Origin of the sequence: Pueribacillus sp. YX66 (genome assembly GCF_041725775.1) — a bacterium.
In the GTDB taxonomy this organism is placed as follows: Bacteria; Bacillota; Bacilli; order Bacillales; family UBA6769; genus Pueribacillus.
Window position 1 is genome coordinate 23,589 of record NZ_JBEUEL010000025.1, and the last position, 21,373, is coordinate 44,961.

The window sequence follows — 21,373 nt, forward strand, 5'->3', positions numbered from 1 at the left end:
CTATTATATATGGAAGCTCCGACTTATATTTTTCTAGTCGGAGACTCGTGTAATCCACTCACTGCTGGAACAACGTTGCTTTCTCGTTCGATTTTTGGCTTGATTAAACTAATGTCAAGCGCTTCAGATAATGTACGGACTGGAATAATTTCAATTCCTTCAATTTGTTTTAACATTTCACGATTATTATCGATTGGGATAATCGCCTTATTCGCACCAGCTTCTTTAGCTGCTTTGACTTTTGCAACAATTCCTCCGACTGGTTTTACTTTTCCATGAATACTTAATTCCCCTGTTAAAGCGACTTTGCTATCAACGGGAATTCTTCGAATTGCAGACACGATCGCAGTTGCGATTGAAATCCCTGCAGATGGGCCATCGATCGGAGTACCACCTGGGAAATTAATATGAATATCGTAATGTAAAGTTTCAAATCCTTTTTTGCGAAGGACTGTAAGCACATTTTCAACCGAACTTTTCGCTAAGCTTTTGCGACGAATTGATTTACTGTTATTACCGATGCTTTCTTCTTCTACTATCCCTGTTATTGTGACAGAACCTTGATTGTTTTTCGCTTTACTTACAGTTGCTTCAATTTCAAGTAACATTCCCGTATTTGGTCCAGTCACAGCAAGTCCATTCACAACACCGATCTCCGGTTTATCATTCGTTTTCTGTTCAAATCTAGGGGACAGCTGACTGAAATAAACAACCCATTCAATGTCCTCGATTTGAATAGATTTTCTTCCTTCGTCTAACGCAACACCAGCTGCAATTTGTACGACATTCACAGTTTCACGACCGTTACGTGTATATTTGGTCACCATGTCAACCGCTTGCTCATTAATTGTGCAATTGATTTTTTTAGCTGCTCGTTTTGAAATTAAAGCAATTTCGCTTTGAGTTAATTCACGAAAAAAAACTTCTAAACATCGAGAACGAATGGCTGGAGGGATTTCATCAGCCGTGCGAGTCGTAGCTCCAATTAAACGAAAATCTGCGGGCAATCCATTTTTGAAAATATCGTGAATGTGCATTGGGATATTTTGATTTTCTTCACTATAGTATGCACTTTCTAAAAAAACCTTACGATCTTCTAGCACTTTTAACAACTTGTTCATTTGAATTGGATGAAGCTCTCCGATTTCGTCGATAAATAAAACACCACCGTGTGCTTTCGTTACCGCTCCGATCTTCGGTTGTGGAATTCCCGCTTGTCCCATTGCCCCTGCCCCTTGATATAACGGGTCGTGTACAGCACCGATTAACGGATCAGCAATTCCTCGTTCATCAAAGCGTGCAGTTGTTGCATCAAGTTCTACAAATACAGCATCGGGCTTAAATGGAGAGCTAGAATTTTTCTTCGCTTCTTCTAAAACGAGCCTTGCCGCCGCTGTTTTTCCAACACCTGGCGGTCCATAGATAATAACGTGCTGAGGGTTCGGTCCACAAATCGCAGCGCGCAGTGCTTTGATTCCGTCTTCTTGTCCAACGATATCATTAAATGTTGTAGGGCGAATTTTTTCCGACAACGGTTTCGATAGTGAGATATTTCGCATTCTTCGAAGCTGTTCCATTTCTTTTCGTGATTCTTTATCAATGGAAACCCGTTGTGTCCGTTGATTCCGAAGTAAATTCCAAAAATATAGCCCAATGACAATTCCAAAAAACAGCTGTACAAAAATAGCAATTACTGTCCAATCCATGCTTAGACCTCCTGCAAAGAAATTCATTGTATTAGTATTTCCCTGCATGAACGTCAATAAACGATAAATTGGAAAAATGTGAGAAAAAGAAGTCGAAACTTTTTTACCTATATGTAAATCAGAAGGCTTCCGGACACAAATTCAAAGTTTTTTTGACCTACATGTAAAACTAAACTTGATAAATTGAGGGTTAGAGATAAAGAAAACCAACTACTTCATGCACTAGTTGGTTTTCATACTAAGCCATATTATTATGCACTTTCTTTCGGTTTTTTCGCTGATTCTTTTACAATTGTACCGTCTTCGAGCAAAAGTTTTGGTGATAAATTATCCGTGACGGTCTCTTTTGTTATGACGCATTTTTTAATGTCTTCTCGAGATGGCAAATCATACATAACGTCTAACATAATTTTTTCAATGATCGAACGTAAACCCCTCGCTCCAGTCTTTCTTTCAATCGCTTGTTTTGCAATTTCCACGAGAGCTTCTTCTTCAAATTCAAGTTCGACATCATCAAATTCAAGCAATTTTTGATACTGCTTCACAAGGGCATTTTTCGGCTTTGTTAAAATTTCCACGAGCGCATCCTCATCGAGCTGCTCAAGAGTTGCTAATACAGGTAAACGACCGATAAATTCTGGAATTAAACCGAATCGAAGCAAGTCTTCAGGCAATACTTTTGATAAGTATTCATTATCTTTAAGCTCTTCTTTTTCAGAGTTCGCTCCGAATCCGATTACTTTTTTGCCGAGACGATTTTTTACGATTTGCTCGATTCCATCAAATGCTCCGCCAACAATAAAAAGAACATTTGTTGTATCAATTTGAATAAATTCTTGATGCGGGTGTTTTCGACCACCCTGTGGTGGAACACTTGCTGTCGTTCCTTCTAATATTTTTAACAATGCCTGTTGAACACCTTCTCCAGATACGTCACGTGTAATGGAAGGATTTTCTGATTTCCGAGCCACTTTGTCAATCTCATCAATGTAAATGATGCCTTTTTCTGCTTTTTCAACATCATAGTCTGCTGCTTGAATAAGTTTCAGCAAAATGTTTTCAACGTCTTCGCCAACGTAACCCGCTTCGGTTAGAGATGTGGCATCTGCAATTGCAAACGGTACATTTAATATGCGTGCTAACGTTTGTGCGAGTAATGTCTTCCCGCTACCTGTCGGACCGAGCAAAACGATATTGCTTTTTGCAAGTTCCACATCATCTGATTTCTGAGATGCATTAATTCGCTTATAGTGGTTATAAACTGCGACAGATAGCGACTTTTTTGCTTGATCCTGTCCAATGACATAATCGTTAAGCACTTCACGAATTTCTTGAGGCTTTGGTATTTCTTTAAACTCAACTTCTTCTTCTGTGCCTAGTTCTTCTTCAACGATTTCTGTACATAACTCTATACATTCATCACAAATATAAACACCAGGTCCAGCGACTAACTTGCGGACTTGGTCTTGTGTTTTCCCACAAAACGAGCATTTTAATTGCCCTTTTTCATCGTTAAATTTAAACACGACGCTCACCCCTTACTTATCTTGATGAAAAAGCCCCTACATTTATGCAAAATTCTTTTTATATACGTCCGTCACAAATTTTTCTTCTTACATTATGTATTGCATTGTATCATAAATTTATGTTCAGTTAAAACAAAAACACTTTTAAAGATAGAACGGATATAAAAAGCTTTATACCTCATACTATCTCACGTCCATCGACAGTTTATGTGAGATTTTGTTTAAAAGACAAGGTACAAATTGTACCTTGTCTTTTAATGATTTGCTTATTCAGTTTGTGCTGGTTCTTCCTTAGCCTCTGCTTTCTCCGTCTCTGCTTTTGGTACTTCTTTACTTTGTTCAACGAGAAACTCAATTGTTTTTCTCATCGTAACATCACGCTTGACCGCATCTATACCACCTTGCAATTCAAGCATTTGTTTAATTTGATCCGTTTCCATATTGTACATTTCGGCCATTTTGTTAATTTCTTCTTCTGCTTCTTCGTCTGTCGCTTCGATCTGCTCAGCATCTCTAATCGCTTCAAGTGTTAAATTCGACCGAACGCGAAGTTCAGCATCATTTTTCATCTGTTCACGTAATGCATCTTCGTCTTGACCAGAAAATTGATAATACATATCGAGAGTTATACCTTGCATTTGTAAACGTTGCTCAAATTCTTGCACCATTCGATCAGTTTCGTTTTTGATCATTACTTCGGGCAAATCCATTTCAGCGTTTTCTGCTGCTTTTTGGACAACTGTATCTTGCTTCACATGTTCAGCTTGGTGCTTTTTCTCTTCTTCAAGTTTTGTTTTTAATTTCGCTCTTAATTCATCAAGCGTTTCAACTTCGTCATCAACGTCTTTTGCAAATTCATTATCGAGCTCTGGAAGTTCTTTCCGCTTTACATCATGAACTTTTACTTTAAAAACAGCTTCTTTTCCAGCTAATTCCTCCGCATGATAATCTTCAGGGAACGTGACATTCACTTCTTTTTCGGCACCAGCTTTTTCACCAATTAGTTGTTCTTCAAAACCTGGAATGAATGTGCCTGAACCAAGTTCAAGTGTAAAGTTTTCAGATTTCCCGCCGTCAAAGGCTTCACCATCAATCGAGCCGTCAAAATCGATGACAACAGTATCGCCTTCTTTTGCTTCCTCATCCTCCACAATGACAAGTTCTGCCTGGTTTTCTTGTAAACGTATAATTTCTTCTTCAACTTCTTCATCCGTTACGGTTACATCTTGTTCTTCAACTTCCAACCCTTTGTATTCACCAAGTTTTACTTCAGGTTTAACGGTCACCGTTGCTTTAAAAATTAACGGCTTTCCTTTTTCGATTTGTTCAATATCCACTTCTGGTTGATCAACAGGTTCAATTCCCGTTTCCTCTACTGCATTGTTATATGCTTCAGGTAAGATTAAATCGACAGCATCTTGATACAATGCTTCAACGCCGAAACGTTGTTCAAAAATTTTGCGAGGAACTTTTCCTTTTCTAAAGCCAGGGATATTTACTTCTTTTACTACTTTTTTAAAAGCTTGATCAAGGGCTGAATCGAATCGCTCTGAATCGACTTCAATCGTTAAAACACCTTCATTGCCTTGATCTTTTTCCCATTTTGCAGTCATCATTATACCTCCAACAAAATCTTATATTCCATTGTTTTTGACGTTCGCGCAAGCTATTTTCCTTGCAGATTCTTGGGCTGAGTCCAATCAAGTCCTCATATCTCCACAAGCGTTAATTCCCGTTCGTCTAACGGTACTGATTTTTTGATTAATCGAATTTATAACCATTACATTATAGCATAAGTCATTTGGTTTTCAATCTGATTATGTTCTAAACGTTGGAAATGAATGAGGATTCACTGTCGCTATGTCCGATTTACAATTTTTCATCTGTTGTGATTGGACCTCATAAAGAGAACAAATCTCTTCTTCTGTAGTCGGAAGACCGTTAAGTTTGCTGCTTTCAAAATGAATGACAGCCGCGATTACACGAGGATCATAAGCTGGCAATGGATATGGGTAATATATCAAGACGACATTTGTCCACAACTGGATGCTCAACTCGTATAATGTCGGATTTTCATTTTCAATAACTTCACTTAGTGTTTCAGTTACTCTTATTGTTACGGGATGTTCAAACGGGTCTTCTACTTCCGTTGGATTCATAAACATTCGCTCTGAAAATTTATGTACTTCGATAAGATCATCTATCTTTTCTTCCGCTAGATTTCTAATGATAATGCTTTTTAAAATCGGATCATTTTTGTCTATTTTTAAATATGTCTTCAAAACTTGTAGCGCTTCGTTATTAAGATTTCTCGTTAATTTCTCAACTGCCAACATTTGCTTTTCTAGTTTCTCACTATGCAAAAAATCGTTAAACTGCTGAACTTCTTCGGAAGATAAAATGATGCGAGTATCTTTTTTACTATCAACCATTTTTCTACAAAAAGTTAATAATTGATAAAAAAACTCTGCTAATGATGCGGGTAACTTCTCTTCTGCAACGACTGCTTCGAGTAAATCTACTACTTCTTGATACTGTTCTAACTGAATTAAAATCGAGACATACACTTGAAGCACTTCAAAATAATCACCGATTGCTTCATTTAACATCATTTCACAAATCGTTGCTGCTTCTTGCATATCGCCGAGTTCAACGAGGCAAATCGCTTTGCCTAAATTTGATTGCGCATGTTTCGGATCGGTGGAAAGCAACTGATTAAAAGTTTCAAGCGCTTCTTTATATTGCTCGTTCTGAAGAGCAAACGTTCCTTTTTCTATTAAGGTTTGCTTTAATCTCGGAAATGGAATAATTTTATCATCGTCATTGCTCATCATATCGCCTACTCTATTGTCATGTCTAGCAAAAGCTATACCTCATCATTCACAATTAGCACTCAGTTTATCAATTGTTTAAGTCATTGGCAAGAAAAATTTCATCACTATCTTTTTGTTATCTTTATTTCTACAAAAGCAAACATATAAAAAGCTTTAGTTGCTCGACTATAACAACTAAAGCTTAAGCTTTGTTCATTCATTACCATATGCCCATGTGGACACTTGAAACTTGACAAGAGTCGTTTAACGACTTTCGTATGCAGTAATGGCTTCCTCATAACGAAGCGTAACAGCAATTTCGTCCCATCCGTTTAACAGCATTTCTTTCCAATAAGGATCAATTTCAAACGTTTCATAATAACCGGATGAATCTGTAACGGTTTGGTCTAGCAAATTAACAGTAAGTTCATAATTTGCATCACCAGCTTTCTCCATGAGCAGTTTTACTTTATCCTCGTCCAAACGAACTGGAAGAATGCCATTTTTCATACAGTTATTGTAAAAAATATCAGCGAAACTCGGAGCAATAATGACACGAAATCCGTAATCTAGTAATGCCCATGGCGCATGTTCCCGAGATGATCCACAACCGAAGTTATCACCGGTAACTAGAATGGTTGCCCCTTGATGTTCTGGTTTATTTAATTCGAATTCTTCGTTGAGCTTCCCGGGTGCTTTATATCTCCAGTCATAAAATAAAAATTCTCCAAAACCGCTCCGTTCAATACGCTTTAAAAATTGTTTCGGAATAATTTGGTCTGTATCGACGTTGACACGATCTAATGGAGCGACTTTCCCTGTATACTTTGTAATAGGTTCCATTATGGTGATCCCTCCTTTAAGAAACAACTTCATTTTGTAAGGTTCGGATATCAGTAAACTTGCCTGTTACGGCTGCTGCAGCCGCCATTTCCGGGCTAACAAGGTGTGTACGTGCACCTTTTCCTTGGCGTCCTTCAAAGTTCCGATTCGAAGTCGAAGCACAACGTTCTCCTTCAGGGATAATGTCTGGGTTCATTCCTAAACAAGCACTGCAACCAGAATCTCTCCACTCAAATCCAGCTTCTTTGAAAATGACGTCTAAACCTTCTTTCTCTGCTTGTTCCTTCACTTGTTGTGAACCTGGAACAACAACTGCGTTAACCGTTTCTGCTACTTTTTTACCTTCGACAACTTCAGCTGCTGCACGCAAGTCACTAAGTCTTGAGTTCGTGCATGATCCGATAAATACGTGCTGAATTTCAACATCTTGAATCGGTACACCTGGTTCAAGACCCATATACTCCAATGCATTCCACGCTGCTCGCCGTTCTGTTTCAGTGGCAAAATCGTCCGGATGCGGAATGTTATCATGAATTGAAATTCCCATTGAAGGGTTCGTTCCCCATGTTACTTGAGGTGTAATTTGTGTTGCATCGATTTTAATCGTTTTGTCGTACACTGCCCCTTCATCCGTTGCAAGCTTTTTCCACTCTTCAACCGCCTTGTCAAAATCTTTACCTTGCGGTGCATATTTTCTACCTTTTAAATAGTCGAATGTCGTCTGGTCTGGACTAATTAATCCAGCTTTCGCTCCGCCTTCAATTGACATGTTACAAATCGTCATTCGCTCTTCCATTGTCATTGCACGGATTGTATCCCCCGTGTATTCAATAACGTAACCAGTACCAAAACCGATACCATGTTTTTTAATAATATATAAAATGACATCTTTAGCTGACACGTATGGTGAAAGTTTACCTGTAATTTCGATGTTTAATGTTTTTGGTTTTGCTTGCCATAATGTTTGTGTTGCTAAAACGTGTTCAACTTCACTCGTACCAATTCCGAATGCCAGAGTTCCGAATGCTCCATGTGTTGACGTATGACTGTCACCACATACTATCGTTTTCCCAGGTTGTGTTAACCCGAGCTCCGGTCCAATAACGTGAACAATCCCTTGCTCTGGACTTTGTAAGTCAAACAGCGGAATGTTAAACTCCTCACAGTTTTTTTGTAACGTATCGATTTGCTTTTTCGAAATTAAATCTTTTATATTAAATCGATCAGTTGTTGGCACATTATGATCCATCGTTGCAAAAGTTAAATCAGGACGTCTCACTTTTCGGTTATTCATTCGTAACCCTTCAAATGCCTGTGGTGATGTAACTTCATGAACGAGATGCAAATCGATGTAAAGTAAAGCTGGTTTATTCTCCTCTTCTACAACGATATGGTTTTCCCATATTTTTTCAAAAATTGTTTTTGGTGCCATTATCGTTCCTCCCCTCCTGAATTTTTAAGCTATGACCCTACTATGTGACAGACTACAAATGATACGGTCGTGCAAGCTACTGTTACTTGACTCAGATCCTTTGTGCGGAGGTCTCGCATTTCTAACCGTACCGTACGTTTCGGCGCTCCTACGGACACTTAGACCCTGATAAGTCTCGCTTTATAACGCGGAAACGACTTGTTCTGTCATTTCTGTAGTTGAAACAAGTTTTGCATCTTTTTCTGCGATATCAGGTGTACGGTAACCCGCCTTTAACACGTTCACAACCGCATTTTCAATCATTTCTGCTTCATCATCGAGATGGAATGAATACTTTAACATCATTGCGGCTGATAATATCATTGCAAGTGGATTCGCTTTTCCTTGGCCTGCAATGTCTGGAGCTGATCCATGTACAGGTTCATATAATCCTGGTCCATCTGCACTTAAGCTAGCCGATGGCAGCATCCCTAGAGAACCTGTCATCATTGACGCTTCATCACTTAATATGTCACCAAATAAGTTTTCTGTGACGATGACATCAAATTGTTTCGGATTACGAATGAGTTGCATCGCAGCATCATCAACGAGACGATGAGCGTACTCGACATCAGGATATTCTGGTGCGATTTCTTCAACGATTTCACGCCACATTCGACTTGATTCGAGCACATTTGCTTTATCGACAGATGTTAATCTTTTGCGTCTCACTTGAGCAAGTTCAAAACCTTTTCTTACGATTCGTTCAATTTCTTGACGCGTATATGCAAGTGTGTCGACAACAGCGTCACCGCGACGCTCGCTCGGTTCACCAAAATAAAGACCGCCGGTTAGTTCACGAACGATCATTAAATCAACTCCATTGACAATGTCGAACTTTAATGTTGACGCATCTGCTAGACTTTCAAATACAGTTACTGGGCGTAAGTTCGCAAATAAATCTAGCGATTTCCGCAGTTTTAATAGACCTTTTTCCGGGCGTTGTTCACTTGGTAATGTATCCCATTTGTAACCGCCGACAGCCCCTAATAAAATCGCGTCGCTATTTCGGCATGTTTCTAGCGTTTCATCTGGTAAGGGTGTGCCTGTTTCGTCAATGGCACACCCTCCAATTAACCCTTTTTTAAATTTAAACTCATGTCCGAATTTATGACCAACTGCTTGTAAAACGGCTGTTGCACTTTCTGCAACTTCTGCTCCAATTCCGTCACCAGGAAGAACAGCGATTTGTTTTTTCATCATACAAGCCTCCTGCTAACTACTGCGTCTAATTACTGGCAACTTTTTTATTCGCTTGAACAGTCATTACTCGGTTTACTGCATTTAAGTATGCTTTTGCCGATGCTTCAAGAACATCTTGAACGGTTGCATGTCCGTTGATTTTTTTGCCATTGATGTCTACTTTTACATTAACTTGAGCAAGGGCATCTTTACCTTCTCCGATGGATTGAAGTTTGTAATCTTTCAAAACAATTTTCATTCCGATGATGCTCTCTAACGTATTGTAAATAGCATCAACACTGCCACTGCCTTTTTCCATCGCTTTCACTGTACCGCCGTCTGATGTTTTCAATGAGATGGTTGCCGTCGCGATATTATTCGTATCATATTGAACTTGAAGCTGTTCAATTTCATAGTACGGTGATGCTGACGCTTCGAAACGATTTTCAGTTAAGATTGCGTAAATATCATCATCCGTAATTTCTTTTTTCTTATCTGCAAGATCTTTAAACGCAGTAAATGCTTTTTTTAATTCATTTTTATCTAATTCAAAACCTAATTCTTTTGCTTTTTCATTAAACGCATTTCGACCCGAAAGCTTGCCTAACACGAGCTTCGTTTCAAATCCTACGAGCTCTGGTGTAATAATTTCATATGTCGTCTTTTCTTTCAGCATGCCATCTTGATGGATACCAGATTGATGAGCAAATGCATTCGCTCCGACAACAGCTTTATTAGCTGGGACAATCATACCCGTTAGCTTACTGACAAGACTGCTTGTTCTTTTAATTTCATTAAATTTAATATTTGTTTCAGCTTGATAATGATCTTTGCGAATATGAAGGGCTACTGCAATTTCTTCAAGTGACGCATTCCCTGCCCGTTCACCAATTCCGTTAATTGTACATTCGACTTGTTCTATTCCATTTTCAATTCCAGAAAGTGAATTCGCAACAGCCATGCCTAAATCATCATGACAATGTGCAGACAATTTCACTTTATCAATGTTCGGAACGTTGTCACGTAAATGCTTAATAATTTCACCATATTCGTTCGGGCTTCTGTAACCGACCGTATCAGGAATATTAATTACTCTTGCTCCAGCATCGATGACTTCTTTAATAATTCTTACTAAAAAGTCGCGATCGGAACGACACGCATCTTCTGCTGACCATTGGACAATCGGGAAACGTTCTGCAGCATATTTCACTGCACTAACAGCAGATTCAACAACTTCATCTGGCGTTTGCATTAATTTATGCTTCATGTGAATCGGTGATGTTGCAACGAAAACATGAATCCGCGGTTCTGCAGAGTTTTTCAGCGCTTCCCAAGCTACATCAATATCGCTTTTTAATACACGAGATAATCCTGTAACAGAACTATCTTTTACGACTTCAGCAATCGTTTTTACCGATTCGAAGTCTCCATTGGAGGAAGCCGGGAATCCGGCTTCAATAATGTCTACACCTAACCGCTCAAGTTGTTTTGCAATTTCAATTTTTTCGGCTAAATTCAAGCTTACGCCTGGAGATTGCTCGCCATCCCGCAACGTTGTGTCGAAAATGTCAATTTTTCGCACTACCTACCACTTCCTTTGATTTGGATTTAACAAATGGCATCATGTCACGCAATTTACGGCCAACCTCTTCAATGAGGTGCTCATTCTCACGTCTATTAATCGCTTTAAACTCTGGACGGTTCGCTTGGTTTTCAAGAATCCAACCTTTTGCGAACTTACCTGTTTGAATATCAGTTAATACATCTTTCATAATCGCTTTTGTATCTTCGTTAATAACACGTGGGCCCGATACGAAGTCACCCCATTGTGCTGTATCTGAAATTGAATAGCGCATACCTTCTAATCCGCCTTCATACATAAGATCAACGATAAGCTTTAATTCATGCAAGCACTCAAAGTAAGCAACTTCTGGCTGATAGCCTGCTTCAACGAGTGTTTCAAAACCTGCTTTTACGAGTGATGTCAAGCCACCACAAAGAACGGCTTGCTCACCGAATAAGTCAGTTTCAGTCTCTTCTTGGAATGTCGTTTCAAGTACACCTGCTCGACCTGCGCCAATACCTTTTGCATAAGACAATGCAAGTTGTGTCGCTTTCCCCGTTACGTCTTGATAAATTGCAAACAATGCCGGAACACCAGCTTCTTCAGTGTACGTTCTTCTCACAAGATGTCCTGGTCCTTTTGGAGCAACGAGCAGTACATCAACATTGCTTGGTGGTTCAATTTGATTGAAATGAATGTTAAAACCGTGAGCAAAGAGTAATGCTTTACCTTCCGTTAAGCCAGGCTCAATTTCTGCTTTGTACACTTGTGGTTGGAATTCGTCTGGTAAAAGAACCATAATAACGTCTGCTTTTTCAACAGCTTCTTTCACTGAAAATACGTCAAATCCATCTTCTTTTGCTTGATCCCAAGATTTCCCTTGTCTTAATCCGATAACAACGTTAACTCCACTATCTCTAAGGTTTAAAGCATGCGCATGCCCTTGAGAACCGTATCCAATAATTGCAACAGTCTTTCCTTGTAGTAGATCTTCCTGAACGTCACCATTGTAATAAACTTTTGCCATGATTAAATCTCTCCTCATAAATATATATTTTAATTTTATTTTAATTAATGATTGAAAAAGGTTTAATTTCTGCTTCGTTTTTTTGTGTTCCTCTAGTTAATGCTGTAACACCAGTTCTACTTAGTTCTTTTATCCCAAACGGGCGTACCAGTTCAAGCAGCGCATCAATTTTATCTGGATTTCCAGTCACTTCAATCGTTAAGCTCGATGTGCTAACATCAACGACTGATGCTCGAAACGGTTCAATCAAACTAAATAATTCACTTCGTGTTTGCGGTGTGGATGTTAAAACTTTAATTAATGCAAGTTCTCTCACAACAACTCTCTGTTCGGTGACATCATGCACTTTTAACACATCGATTTGTTTGTGGAGCTGTTTAATAACTTGCTCGAGCTTCGTTTCGCATTCAACATTGACAACAAACGTCATACGGGAAACATCAGGTGTTTCAGCATGACCAACAGTAATACTTTCAATGTTGTACTGTCGTTTCATAAACAATCCAGTAATTCGATTCATGACACCAGCCCGATTGTTAACTGTTAATGTGATGATACGTTTCATTCTGGTTTCACCCCAATCATTTCGTGTGAACCACTCCCGGCCGGAACCATCGGATAAACATTTTCATCTGCAGTTACGCGACAGTCAATTAAGATGGGGCGGTCTGCATCGATAACATTTTTCAATACTTCTTTGGCTTCACTTAATGATTCGACTCGTAAGCCTTCAATTCCGAATGCTTCAGCCAGTTTGAGAAAATCTGGTTGGTTGGGCATTAATGATTCGGAATAACGCTCTTCATAAAATAGTTCTTGCCATTGGCGAACCATACCGAGCGAATAGTTATTAACAATAATAATTTTAATTGGTAAATTCAACTCTTGGATGATGCTTAACTCTTGGTTTGTCATTTGAAATCCTGCATCTCCAACGATTGAAATACATGTACGGCTCGGATTTGCCATTTGTGCACCAATCGCTGATGGGACACCAAAGCCCATCGTTCCGAGTCCTCCAGATGTAACGAGTAAATTTGGCTGTTTAAATCCGTAAAATTGTGCGGCCCACATTTGATGCTGACCAACGTCAGTTGTTACGATTGCTTCACCACCAGTTAGATCATGGATCATTTCGATTAACTGTTGTGGCTTTAGCTCATCGCCCTCTTGTTTATACCAAAGCGGATAGTCCTTTTTATATTCATTTAAATGATTGTTCCATTCTGGAAAAGATAAGCCTTTTTCAGTTTCATTAAGCAATGCAACTAGCGCCTCTTTCGCGTCGCCAACAACTGGAATATCTGTCTCCACATTCTTTCCGATTTCAGCTGGATCAATGTCGATATGGGCAACTGTTGCATTTGGCGCAAAGTGATCAAGATTTCCTGTTAAACGATCATCGAAACGAGCACCGAAATTAATTAGCAAATCGCTTTCGTAAATGGCCATGTTTGCTGCATACACACCGTGCATTCCAGCCATTCCAAGATATTGCTCATGATCCGCTGGCATTGCTCCTAAACCTAAAAGCGTTGATGTAATGGGAATATTCGTTAATTCAACGAACTGACGTAATTCCTCATGTGCTTGAGCAAAAATGACACCTGCTCCACACAAGATTACAGGCTTTTTCGCCTTACGAATCGCTTCGCTTACTTTTTTAATTTGCATTAAATTCGGTGCCGTTGTCGGCTGATAGCCAGGCAAATGAACCGTTTCTGGGTATTCAAACTCTGTTTCAGCAACTGCGACATCCTTTGGAATGTCAACAAGAACTGGACCTGGCCGACCCGTTGAGGCGATATGAAATGCTTCTTTAATAATTCTTGGCATATCGTTAACGTCACGAACTTGATAATTATGTTTCGTAATTGGCATTGTTATGCTAATGACATCTGTTTCTTGGAATGCATCAGAACCAATAACGTTTGTTCCAACTTGCCCTGTTAAGATGACAAGTGGCAGTGAGTCTAGCATCGCATCTGCAATTCCAGTAACAAGGTTTGTTGCACCTGGTCCTGACGTTGCTAAGACAACTCCCGGTTTACCTGAAACTCTAGCATAGCCTTCTGCAGCATGGATTGCTCCTTGCTCATGTCGTGTAAGAATATGTTTAAGTGATTTCCCATAAAGGGCATCATATATCGGCAAAGCCGCACCACCAGGATAACCGAAGATTAGTTCAACATTTTCTCTTCTAAGCGACTCGACTAGAATTTCCGCACCTGACATTTTTTTATTTATCGTTTGCTTTTTATTCTCGAGTTTTAAGTTAGCAGCCATGGTCAATCTCCTCCTTATAAAAAATTCAGTTAAACTGCTTGGATTCGGTTGAAAACAATTTTGTATGCACCCTTGAGATTCGCAAAAAAACAAAAAAACCTTTTCATCCCGAATAGACTATCACAGCCTAAGGGATGAAAAGGTATCTCTTCATGGTACCACCCTTATTCATGGTGTCCTTTCGAACAACCATCTCACGGACGATCATTAACATCCATTTCACCTTAGCGTTCATAACCGCAAGGCTCAGACGCAAGCTGAATGAAGTTTATTCCGTCCCTTTTGATAACGAGTGAGGTTCACTCGGATCGTCCTAATCACGGTCTACCGTTTTCAGAAAATCACTCAAAGGCGATGTCGGTTGGGGGATAACGCTAGTTTCCAGCAGCCTAGCTCTCTGTAGATATCCGTATCCCTTCCTTTTACCTTCTCATCGTTTTCAACAAGTTTTTGTGTCAGTTCGCGTGAAATTCATTATTTACTGTATGACTCATCAAATCATTTTAGTCTTAAAAGACATTGATTTATGATTTTGATTATAGTTGATTTTCAACAAAAGCTCAACTACAAACTTTATTTAAGAATTATCATACGCTTATTTTCAGTTATGGTCAACCGTTTTTATACAATTATTTTATTATTGAACAATGAACTAGTTTGTTCTAGTTTCGTACACATGCGATCGTTTAAGGTTAATAACTGAAAACAGCTTTGAGCCTCAAGATAATCATACCATATTTAAAAAATAAAAAAACGCTTAAAAAAGCGTTAAAATGGCGTCCCAGAAGGGATTCGAACCCCTGACCGACGGCTTAGCTTACCACTATGACTTTCGTCACCAAACAAATATGGTTGTTTGTGGTCTGGACTATATCTTCACCATTTCAGGTGCGACACGTATAGTCTCTACGGATCCTCACGATAATCTTATGCAGTGTGAATCTGATGCACTTGATTATGTTTCGGGGTTTTTACCCTCAAGCTAAATCTTGTTGAGCCTTTAAAACCCCTAAATCTTCATAATCATAAAGATCGCAAGTTTCCTCGGTATTACCATCAGCATAACCTGTTAAGGCTTCACCGATATAGTGTCGTCCACTCTAAAGGTTTCTCTTTCCCTTTAGAGGCTCCTATTCTTGAAGGCCGTTGCTCTATCCAGCTGAGCTACTGGGACATGTATAAGTCATAGTTAGTGATATGCATTTGTATTTCTTAAAAATCTATACTGTCTCTTCCTTTATTAACAAAACCCATCGAGACAACTCACATAGCTTCTTCGGCGGAAGTACCGCTCATAACAAAGTTAAAGTTTGGAGCGGGTGATGGGAATCGAACCCACGACCAGAGCTTGGAAGGCTCTTGTTTTACCACTAAACTACACCCGCAATCAAAACGTTAGCCAAAGGGGCGACGTTTTTAAATATAACTTATTTTTTTCGGCCTGTCAATCTTAAAAATTTTCCAGTGTTAAACGTCTTTGATATTGTCATATTGTAACGCGTCTGTGAAAATGTCACTATGGAACAGGAGAAAATTGTATTGAACAGAAAAGAATTAAAGCGTTACAAAGTCATTGGTCATTTGATCCAAGGTTATATTACAGGAGGTGAAGCTGCTGAATTGCTCTCATTAAGCACTCGCCAGGTTTATCGCCTAAAAAAACGTGTACTAGAAGAGGGGGAAACTGGAGTTATTCATAAAAATAGAGGGCGTAAACCTGCACATGCACTTTCAAAGGAAAAACGACAACATATACTTGAACTTCACCGGAGCGACAAGTATAAAAACTGTAACGATCATCACTTTGCAGAACTTCTTGAAAAGTATGAAGGGATTACGATTAGTCCTTCTACTGTGCGTAGAATTCGTCAAGAAGCTAATATTAAGCCTAAACGAAAACGTCGACCGTCTAACATTTATCGACCGAGAGAACGTCGCTCACAGGCAGGAATGTTAATTCAAATTGATGGAAGTACGCACCATTGGTTGGAAGAACGACATGAACGCTTTTCATTGATAGCTGCCATTGACGATGCAACAGGAGAGATTGTTGGTGCAACATTCCGCCAACAAGAATACACCGAAGGATATTTCATTATCATGAAACAATTGATCACACAAAAAGGAATCCCAATGGAAATTTATTCCGACCAACATACAATCTTTCGCTCACCTAATGAAAAACAAACCATTGAACAAGAATTAGCTGGTGAACCGATTCCTTTGTCACAATTTGGACAAGCATTAGACGAACTGGGAGTATCCCATATTAAAGCAACGACACCTCAAGCGAAAGGGCGTGTTGAACGGTTATTTGAAACGTTGCAAGATCGCTGGGTTATTGAACTTCGTCTTCGAAATGTTCGTACCATTGATGAAGCGAATCAAGTGTTGCCTGAGCTGGTCAACGAACATAATAAACGATTCGCCGTCAAGCCAAAAGCGGCTGAGAAAGCCTTTGTACCGTTAAACGACAAACAGTCTCTTGACCTTATTTATGTTACCGAGACCAGCGTGTGCTAAACCCTGGAGAAACCATTTCTTATCAAAATAAAACTTACAAAGTCGATCGAAAAGAACGAACTGAAATGATTCCAATGAAAACGAAGGTGGAAATTTGTAGAACACTCAATAACAAGTTATTTTTGTTTTATAAAGGCCATCATTATCCATTAAAAGAAGTGGACAAATCAAAACCACAAGTCGCATCAAAAAAAGAAAAGGCGGGCTCGGAGAAAAAATCTCACAAGCCCGCTGCCAATCATCCTTGGCGACAATACAATCGTACTTCTAGGATAACACAAAAAGTGTAAAAATAGTCATAATTGAAACTAAAAACAATTTCTTCCTTCATTCCTTATAGGCTGAATCGCTTATCTCGTGAATGGAATCAAGGGCGAGCGATAGCGAGGGCTTGCCTTTACCCTTGATGACATGAACGAGATAGCTAACATCACTAATGGGATGAAGGATATTATAAAAGTGACAAAATCACTGACGTTTTACTATGACATTTTCACTGACGTTTGACATCTTAAAAATTTTTCGAGAATTAAAGTAAGTGATTCCATTCCCGTTTTAATTTGTCTAACGCTCTTCTGCGATGAGAACGTTCATTTTTTTCCTCCGTACTCATTTCAGCCATCGTTTTATTCTTTTCAGGAACAAAAAAGATCGGGTCGTAGCCAAAGCCGTTTTCTCCTTTTGGTTTTTCCGTTATGTATCCTGTACATTTTCCTTCAAACACTGTCGTTAATTTTCCTGGAATTGCCACCGCAAGTACACAAATAAATGCTGCCTTACGTTCAGTAAAGGGGATGCCTTCTAATTCAGCTAACACTTTTTTTAAATTGGCTTCATCGCTTTTGTTTTCACCTGCATAACGGGCAGAATAAACACCTGGTCTTCCATTTAGAGCTTCAACTTCAAGACCTGAGTCGTCTGCAATGACAATCTGATTATAATGGCGACTCAACGTTTCTGCTTTCAAAATCGCGTTTTCCTCAAACGTTTCCCCTGTTTCTTCAACATCAATCACTTCGGAAAAATCGTGAAGTGATTTTACAATCACACCTTCGTCTTTAAGCAACTGTTTAAAATCGTTAACTTTCCCTAAATTGGCCGTACCTATCAAAACTGTTTTCATCACACCTTACCCTCTTCTCTACTCTCCGATTAAAGTTACAATATCACCCAGAATCTCTTTTTGGAGATCAATTAATTGTTCTATTCCTATCGTTGCCAACTTCAGCATCTCATCTAATTGCACTGATGAAAAAGTCGCTTCTTCACCGGTTCCCTGAAGTTCAACAAATTCTTTTTTCCCTGTCATGACGACATTTAAATCGACAAGTGCTTGCGAATCTTCAACATAATTTAAATCCAATATTTCACCAATATTTTCAATTACCCCAACTGATGTCGCAGCAAGAAAATCAATAACTGGCATCTTCTCAATCGTATCTTGTTCAAGTAGCTTATGAAAAGCGAGCGTCATGGCAACGAAAGCACCTGTTATTGAGGCCGTACGTGTTCCACCATCGGCTTGAATAACATCACAATCAATCCATAATGTTCGTTCTCCAAACAGATCAAGATTAACGACTGAACGTAACGCTCTTCCAATTAATCGTTGAATTTCCATCGTTCTACCTGATACTTTTCCTTTACTAGATTCACGAATATTTCGCTGTTCGGTTGCACGTGGTAACATCGCATATTCAGCAGTAATCCAGCCTTTTCCTTGACCGCGCAGAAACGGGGGTACCCGTTCTTCAATACTTGCATTACAAATGACTTTCGTATCACCAACTGAAATTAACACTGAACCTTCAGGATGTTTTAAGTAATCTTTATCAATTGTCACAATTCGTAAATCATCTTTATTTCTACCGTCAACTCTCATGAAGTTCCTCCTTCTCTATAAACAGCACATTCCACTACTCGTCATAGACATCTACGTATATCAGAATGATGAAAAAAGAGGCAGCTTCTATCGCTCGCCTCAACGCATTACTCACATTATAAGAAATGTCAATTTGAATCGCAAATAAGTGGAACTGCGCTCCAGTAAAAATAACGTTTGCTTTATCTCCTCAAAAAGGAATTGCATTCGTTACCATCTCTCTCGTTACGGGTTGAGTTAACGGATCACCTGCTTCAGTTAATACGTTCGCTTCACCGTTAACGGAAATTGCTATTTCTTTAATGTCTTGATTTTCAGTGAGCGATAAAACGAGAGAATGTAGTGCCTTATCAGAAATGATTTTTTGGTTGTCCAAAATTGCTTCATTAAAATCTAACGAGAGTCCCCCATTATCGTTTTTTTGAACATTTAAAAGCTCAGCATCTTTCGGAAAGTCAGAAAATAACCCAGACTGTAAACTCGGACCTTCGATAAGTCCATTCACCGTCGCAACAATTTCATCTACACCTTTTGATTGTTGGATTCTTTTTGAAATTGGTACGTAATAACTGTTGTCACCCGATTGTGCTAGAAAATATAATGTGACACCGATACTGTTTGTTACATCTGTTACATTACCAACATCAATATTAATCCCGTCATCACGGCTCACCCCATCTGAAATGGGGGTGCCGTCAACAGGCATACTATCTTGATCATGACCATTAATACGTAGTTTAACTTTATCAACATTTTCAAATTGCGTTAACGTCCACGTTATCGCTTGTAATATTTTTTGTTCATCTTCAGCCTTATATTCTTTAAATTCCTCTGAAAAGTCTGCGATCGCAACTCCATCTTTAATATTGACACCTAAAATTTCTGTCCCTGCTGGTAGCACAGCTTGAAAACCATTAGGTAAAAGCTCAGTCACCGGACCATCTTTCACTAAATATTCAAGCGCTTGCGTCGCTACCTCCTTCGATTCCGGAACAGGTATTTCAAGCGTTTGAGGAGCCACCATCCCGTTCTCATCAATTAAAAACAATTGTCTTTTTACCGTTTCTCCACTAGCACTTTTCTCTTCTGCTTCCTCCCCGCCCTCAGCCTTTTCTCCGGTCTGTCCATCACCTGAAATTCCTTTTTCTCCTTCATCAACATAATTAACATCTTGGGGTGGATCGATATTCACGTTTTTCTCATTTCCATTCGAACCACAACCCGCAATCATTAATAACAAAAGTAAAAATAAAGGTAGAACGAAAGATTGAATACGCTTGCGCATAAGCTTTTCCCTCCCAAGCAAGTTTGTACTATTATCTATACGAGTCCTACTCACTTTTAGACCTTGAAATTTACTTATGACGCAAACGGCTATTTAAAACATTTAAAACATTAACATCTTAATACATCCAATATTTCCCACCATATGTAACAATCTAAGTTACGGTATTTAATCGTTGTCAATCATTTTAAGAATTAAAATGATTGACACCTTAATACGAATGCTTATTTATCGTGGTATAACCGTCTGAAAGGCTCTAACAAATTGCAAAAGTCAAGCGCAAGTTAACGAGTCTACTTATACACTAACCATCAGTGGTGGAATCGATTTGCAGACTAGATACGTTCTGGACACGTGAGCAACGTCTAGTATAATCCACTTTCGGTGAGCGTACACACACTAGTGGAAGTCTTGCTTCATGGTAGTTTAAAAGTATCGAACACGACAGATAACAATATAACAAACTTAAATTTCATTTAAAATTTACGAGATGAAAATAAGGAAATCGACCAACGTATTTTACGGTTCATAAAGTAGAAAGGAATAAGAACACGTGAAAAAGGTACTCGTTGGGTAAGGCTAACAAGTTGATTAGAATGCTCTTACTCGGGTGCTTGAATGTATCGCGTACGTTGTTCTTCCATAAACTGATTAAAATTGTCGTTCTACTGAAAAACTTATTGCATAAAAAAATAACCCCCGAGTGCAAACACAAAAAAAGATTAAGATATTAAACACTCGTGAGTTACTAAAATTTTTCTTTCGCCAAAATAATTTAGACAAGCTATTAAAAAATCAAATCAAAACTCTGGACCTACGTCAATATTTTGGACACAAAAAAGTTAAGTTTTTAGATTGTTCTTTCAAAATATTTATATCAAACTGCTGGGGCTTGAGATGGAGCCTCTGCGGGCAAAATTTCCAAGCCATGGAACCAGCATCATAAAACATTGCTGGCTTGCCAAAAAGGCTATCATGCCCGCCTCTCCATGTAAAGCCGTGCAGTGAATGTATGTTCAAAATTTTCATACGGCATAAGTATATAAATCTTCCACTTCTTGTGGTGTTTTATAACCAATACTACTATGGATTCTTTTGCGGTTGTACGACCTTCAATATATTGAAATAGCGCTATTTTAGCAGATTGAAAATCAAGATAACGAACATGGTTTACTTCTTCTTTCTTTAAAATAGCGTGAAATGATTCGATACAAGCGTTGTCATAAGGACTACCCTTATAACTAAAGGAATGTGTCATGTTCAAT

General features: G+C 38.9%; 14 protein-coding genes, 1 tRNA gene and 2 pseudogenes. 1 reads left to right on the plus strand and 16 read right to left on the minus strand.

Annotated elements, in window-relative coordinates; all coding sequences use genetic code 11:
• Nucleotides 1–23: 23 nt before the first annotated feature.
• From lonB to ABU914_RS11340, 12 genes are all read right to left on the minus strand, one after another.
• A complete protein-coding gene (gene lonB, locus ABU914_RS11285) occupies nt 24–1,706 on the minus strand; it encodes an ATP-dependent protease LonB (protein WP_379669836.1) in 1,683 nt (560 codons plus the stop codon).
• Nucleotides 1,707–1,957: 251 nt separating this feature from the next.
• Nucleotides 1,958–3,232, minus strand: a complete 1,275-nt coding sequence (gene clpX, locus ABU914_RS11290) for an ATP-dependent protease ATP-binding subunit ClpX (RefSeq protein ID WP_379669837.1) — start codon at nt 3,230–3,232, stop codon at nt 1,958–1,960.
• Between the two features lie 266 nt (nt 3,233–3,498).
• On the minus strand, nt 3,499–4,845 hold the full coding sequence (gene tig / locus ABU914_RS11295; protein WP_379669838.1) for a trigger factor: 1,347 nt from the start codon (nt 4,843–4,845) through the stop codon (nt 3,499–3,501).
• A gap of 204 nt (nt 4,846–5,049) precedes the next feature.
• Nucleotides 5,050–6,066 (minus strand): tetratricopeptide repeat protein, encoded by a 1,017-nt coding sequence (locus tag ABU914_RS11300; RefSeq protein ID WP_379669839.1) that lies wholly within the window; start codon nt 6,064–6,066, stop codon nt 5,050–5,052.
• A gap of 243 nt (nt 6,067–6,309) precedes the next feature.
• Entirely contained in the window at nt 6,310–6,888 is a 579-nt protein-coding gene (leuD, locus tag ABU914_RS11305; protein WP_379669840.1) for a 3-isopropylmalate dehydratase small subunit, read from the minus strand.
• A 16-nt stretch (nt 6,889–6,904) separates the two neighbouring features.
• Complete coding sequence (gene leuC / locus ABU914_RS11310) at nt 6,905–8,320, minus strand: 3-isopropylmalate dehydratase large subunit (protein WP_379669841.1); 1,416 nt, start codon at nt 8,318–8,320, stop codon at nt 6,905–6,907.
• 180 nt (nt 8,321–8,500) lie between these two features.
• Nucleotides 8,501–9,559 (minus strand): 3-isopropylmalate dehydrogenase, encoded by a 1,059-nt coding sequence (gene leuB / locus ABU914_RS11315; RefSeq protein WP_379669842.1) that lies wholly within the window; start codon nt 9,557–9,559, stop codon nt 8,501–8,503.
• 28 nt (nt 9,560–9,587) lie between these two features.
• A complete protein-coding gene (locus ABU914_RS11320; RefSeq protein WP_379669843.1) occupies nt 9,588–11,123 on the minus strand; it encodes a 2-isopropylmalate synthase in 1,536 nt (511 codons plus the stop codon).
• Nucleotides 11,110–12,132 (minus strand): ketol-acid reductoisomerase, encoded by a 1,023-nt coding sequence (gene ilvC / locus ABU914_RS11325; RefSeq protein ID WP_379669844.1) that lies wholly within the window; start codon nt 12,130–12,132, stop codon nt 11,110–11,112. Before ilvC ends, ABU914_RS11320 begins: the two co-directional genes overlap by 14 nt.
• Before the next feature lie 40 nt (nt 12,133–12,172).
• Nucleotides 12,173–12,697, minus strand: a complete 525-nt coding sequence (ilvN, locus tag ABU914_RS11330) for an acetolactate synthase small subunit (RefSeq protein WP_379669845.1) — start codon at nt 12,695–12,697, stop codon at nt 12,173–12,175.
• A complete protein-coding gene (gene ilvB, locus ABU914_RS11335) occupies nt 12,694–14,418 on the minus strand; it encodes an acetolactate synthase large subunit (RefSeq protein WP_379669846.1) in 1,725 nt (574 codons plus the stop codon). The genes ilvN and ilvB overlap by 4 nt, the downstream gene beginning before the upstream one ends.
• Nucleotides 14,419–15,729: 1,311 nt before the next feature.
• Nucleotides 15,730–15,803 (minus strand) — tRNA-Gly (locus ABU914_RS11340).
• Between the two features lie 154 nt (nt 15,804–15,957).
• On the opposite strand from ABU914_RS11340, the pseudogene ABU914_RS11345 reads away from it, so the two are divergent.
• A pseudogene (locus tag ABU914_RS11345) lies at nt 15,958–17,231 on the plus strand (ISNCY family transposase).
• 239 nt (nt 17,232–17,470) lie between these two features.
• Here ABU914_RS11345 and ABU914_RS11355 read toward each other — a convergent pair.
• The 4 genes and pseudogenes from ABU914_RS11355 to ABU914_RS11370 form a co-directional block, all read right to left on the minus strand.
• On the minus strand, nt 17,471–18,064 hold the full coding sequence (locus ABU914_RS11355) for an XTP/dITP diphosphatase (protein WP_379669849.1): 594 nt from the start codon (nt 18,062–18,064) through the stop codon (nt 17,471–17,473).
• Between the two features lie 18 nt (nt 18,065–18,082).
• Nucleotides 18,083–18,823 carry a ribonuclease PH gene (rph, locus tag ABU914_RS11360; protein ID WP_379669850.1) on the minus strand — a complete coding sequence of 247 codons (741 nt, stop codon included), beginning with the start codon at nt 18,821–18,823 and terminating at the stop codon, nt 18,083–18,085.
• A gap of 190 nt (nt 18,824–19,013) precedes the next feature.
• A complete protein-coding gene (locus tag ABU914_RS11365) occupies nt 19,014–20,108 on the minus strand; it encodes a GerMN domain-containing protein (RefSeq protein ID WP_379669851.1) in 1,095 nt (364 codons plus the stop codon).
• A 1,025-nt stretch (nt 20,109–21,133) separates the two neighbouring features.
• A pseudogene (locus ABU914_RS11370) lies at nt 21,134–21,373 on the minus strand (integrase core domain-containing protein); the annotation flags it as partial.

Excerpts from the sequence above, each read along its gene's own strand:
- ilvC (WP_379669844.1), bottom strand. The coding sequence starts at position 12,132 with ATGGCAAAAGTTTATTACAATGGTGACGTTCAGGAAGATCTACTACAA.
- tig (WP_379669838.1), bottom strand. The coding sequence starts at position 4,845 with ATGACTGCAAAATGGGAAAAAGATCAAGGCAATGAAGGTGTTTTAACG.
- leuC (WP_379669841.1), bottom strand. The coding sequence starts at position 8,320 with ATGGCACCAAAAACAATTTTTGAAAAAATATGGGAAAACCATATCGTT.
- leuB (WP_379669842.1), bottom strand. The coding sequence starts at position 9,559 with ATGAAAAAACAAATCGCTGTTCTTCCTGGTGACGGAATTGGAGCAGAA.
- ilvN (WP_379669845.1), bottom strand. The coding sequence starts at position 12,697 with ATGAAACGTATCATCACATTAACAGTTAACAATCGGGCTGGTGTCATG.
- leuD (WP_379669840.1), bottom strand. The coding sequence starts at position 6,888 with ATGGAACCTATTACAAAGTATACAGGGAAAGTCGCTCCATTAGATCGT.
- ABU914_RS11300 (WP_379669839.1), bottom strand. The coding sequence starts at position 6,066 with ATGATGAGCAATGACGATGATAAAATTATTCCATTTCCGAGATTAAAG.
- ABU914_RS11365 (WP_379669851.1), bottom strand. The coding sequence starts at position 20,108 with ATGCGCAAGCGTATTCAATCTTTCGTTCTACCTTTATTTTTACTTTTG.
- lonB (WP_379669836.1), bottom strand. The coding sequence starts at position 1,706 with ATGGATTGGACAGTAATTGCTATTTTTGTACAGCTGTTTTTTGGAATT.
- ilvB (WP_379669846.1), bottom strand. The coding sequence starts at position 14,418 with ATGGCTGCTAACTTAAAACTCGAGAATAAAAAGCAAACGATAAATAAA.
- rph (WP_379669850.1), bottom strand. The coding sequence starts at position 18,823 with ATGAGAGTTGACGGTAGAAATAAAGATGATTTACGAATTGTGACAATT.
- ABU914_RS11355 (WP_379669849.1), bottom strand. The coding sequence starts at position 18,064 with ATGAAAACAGTTTTGATAGGTACGGCCAATTTAGGGAAAGTTAACGAT.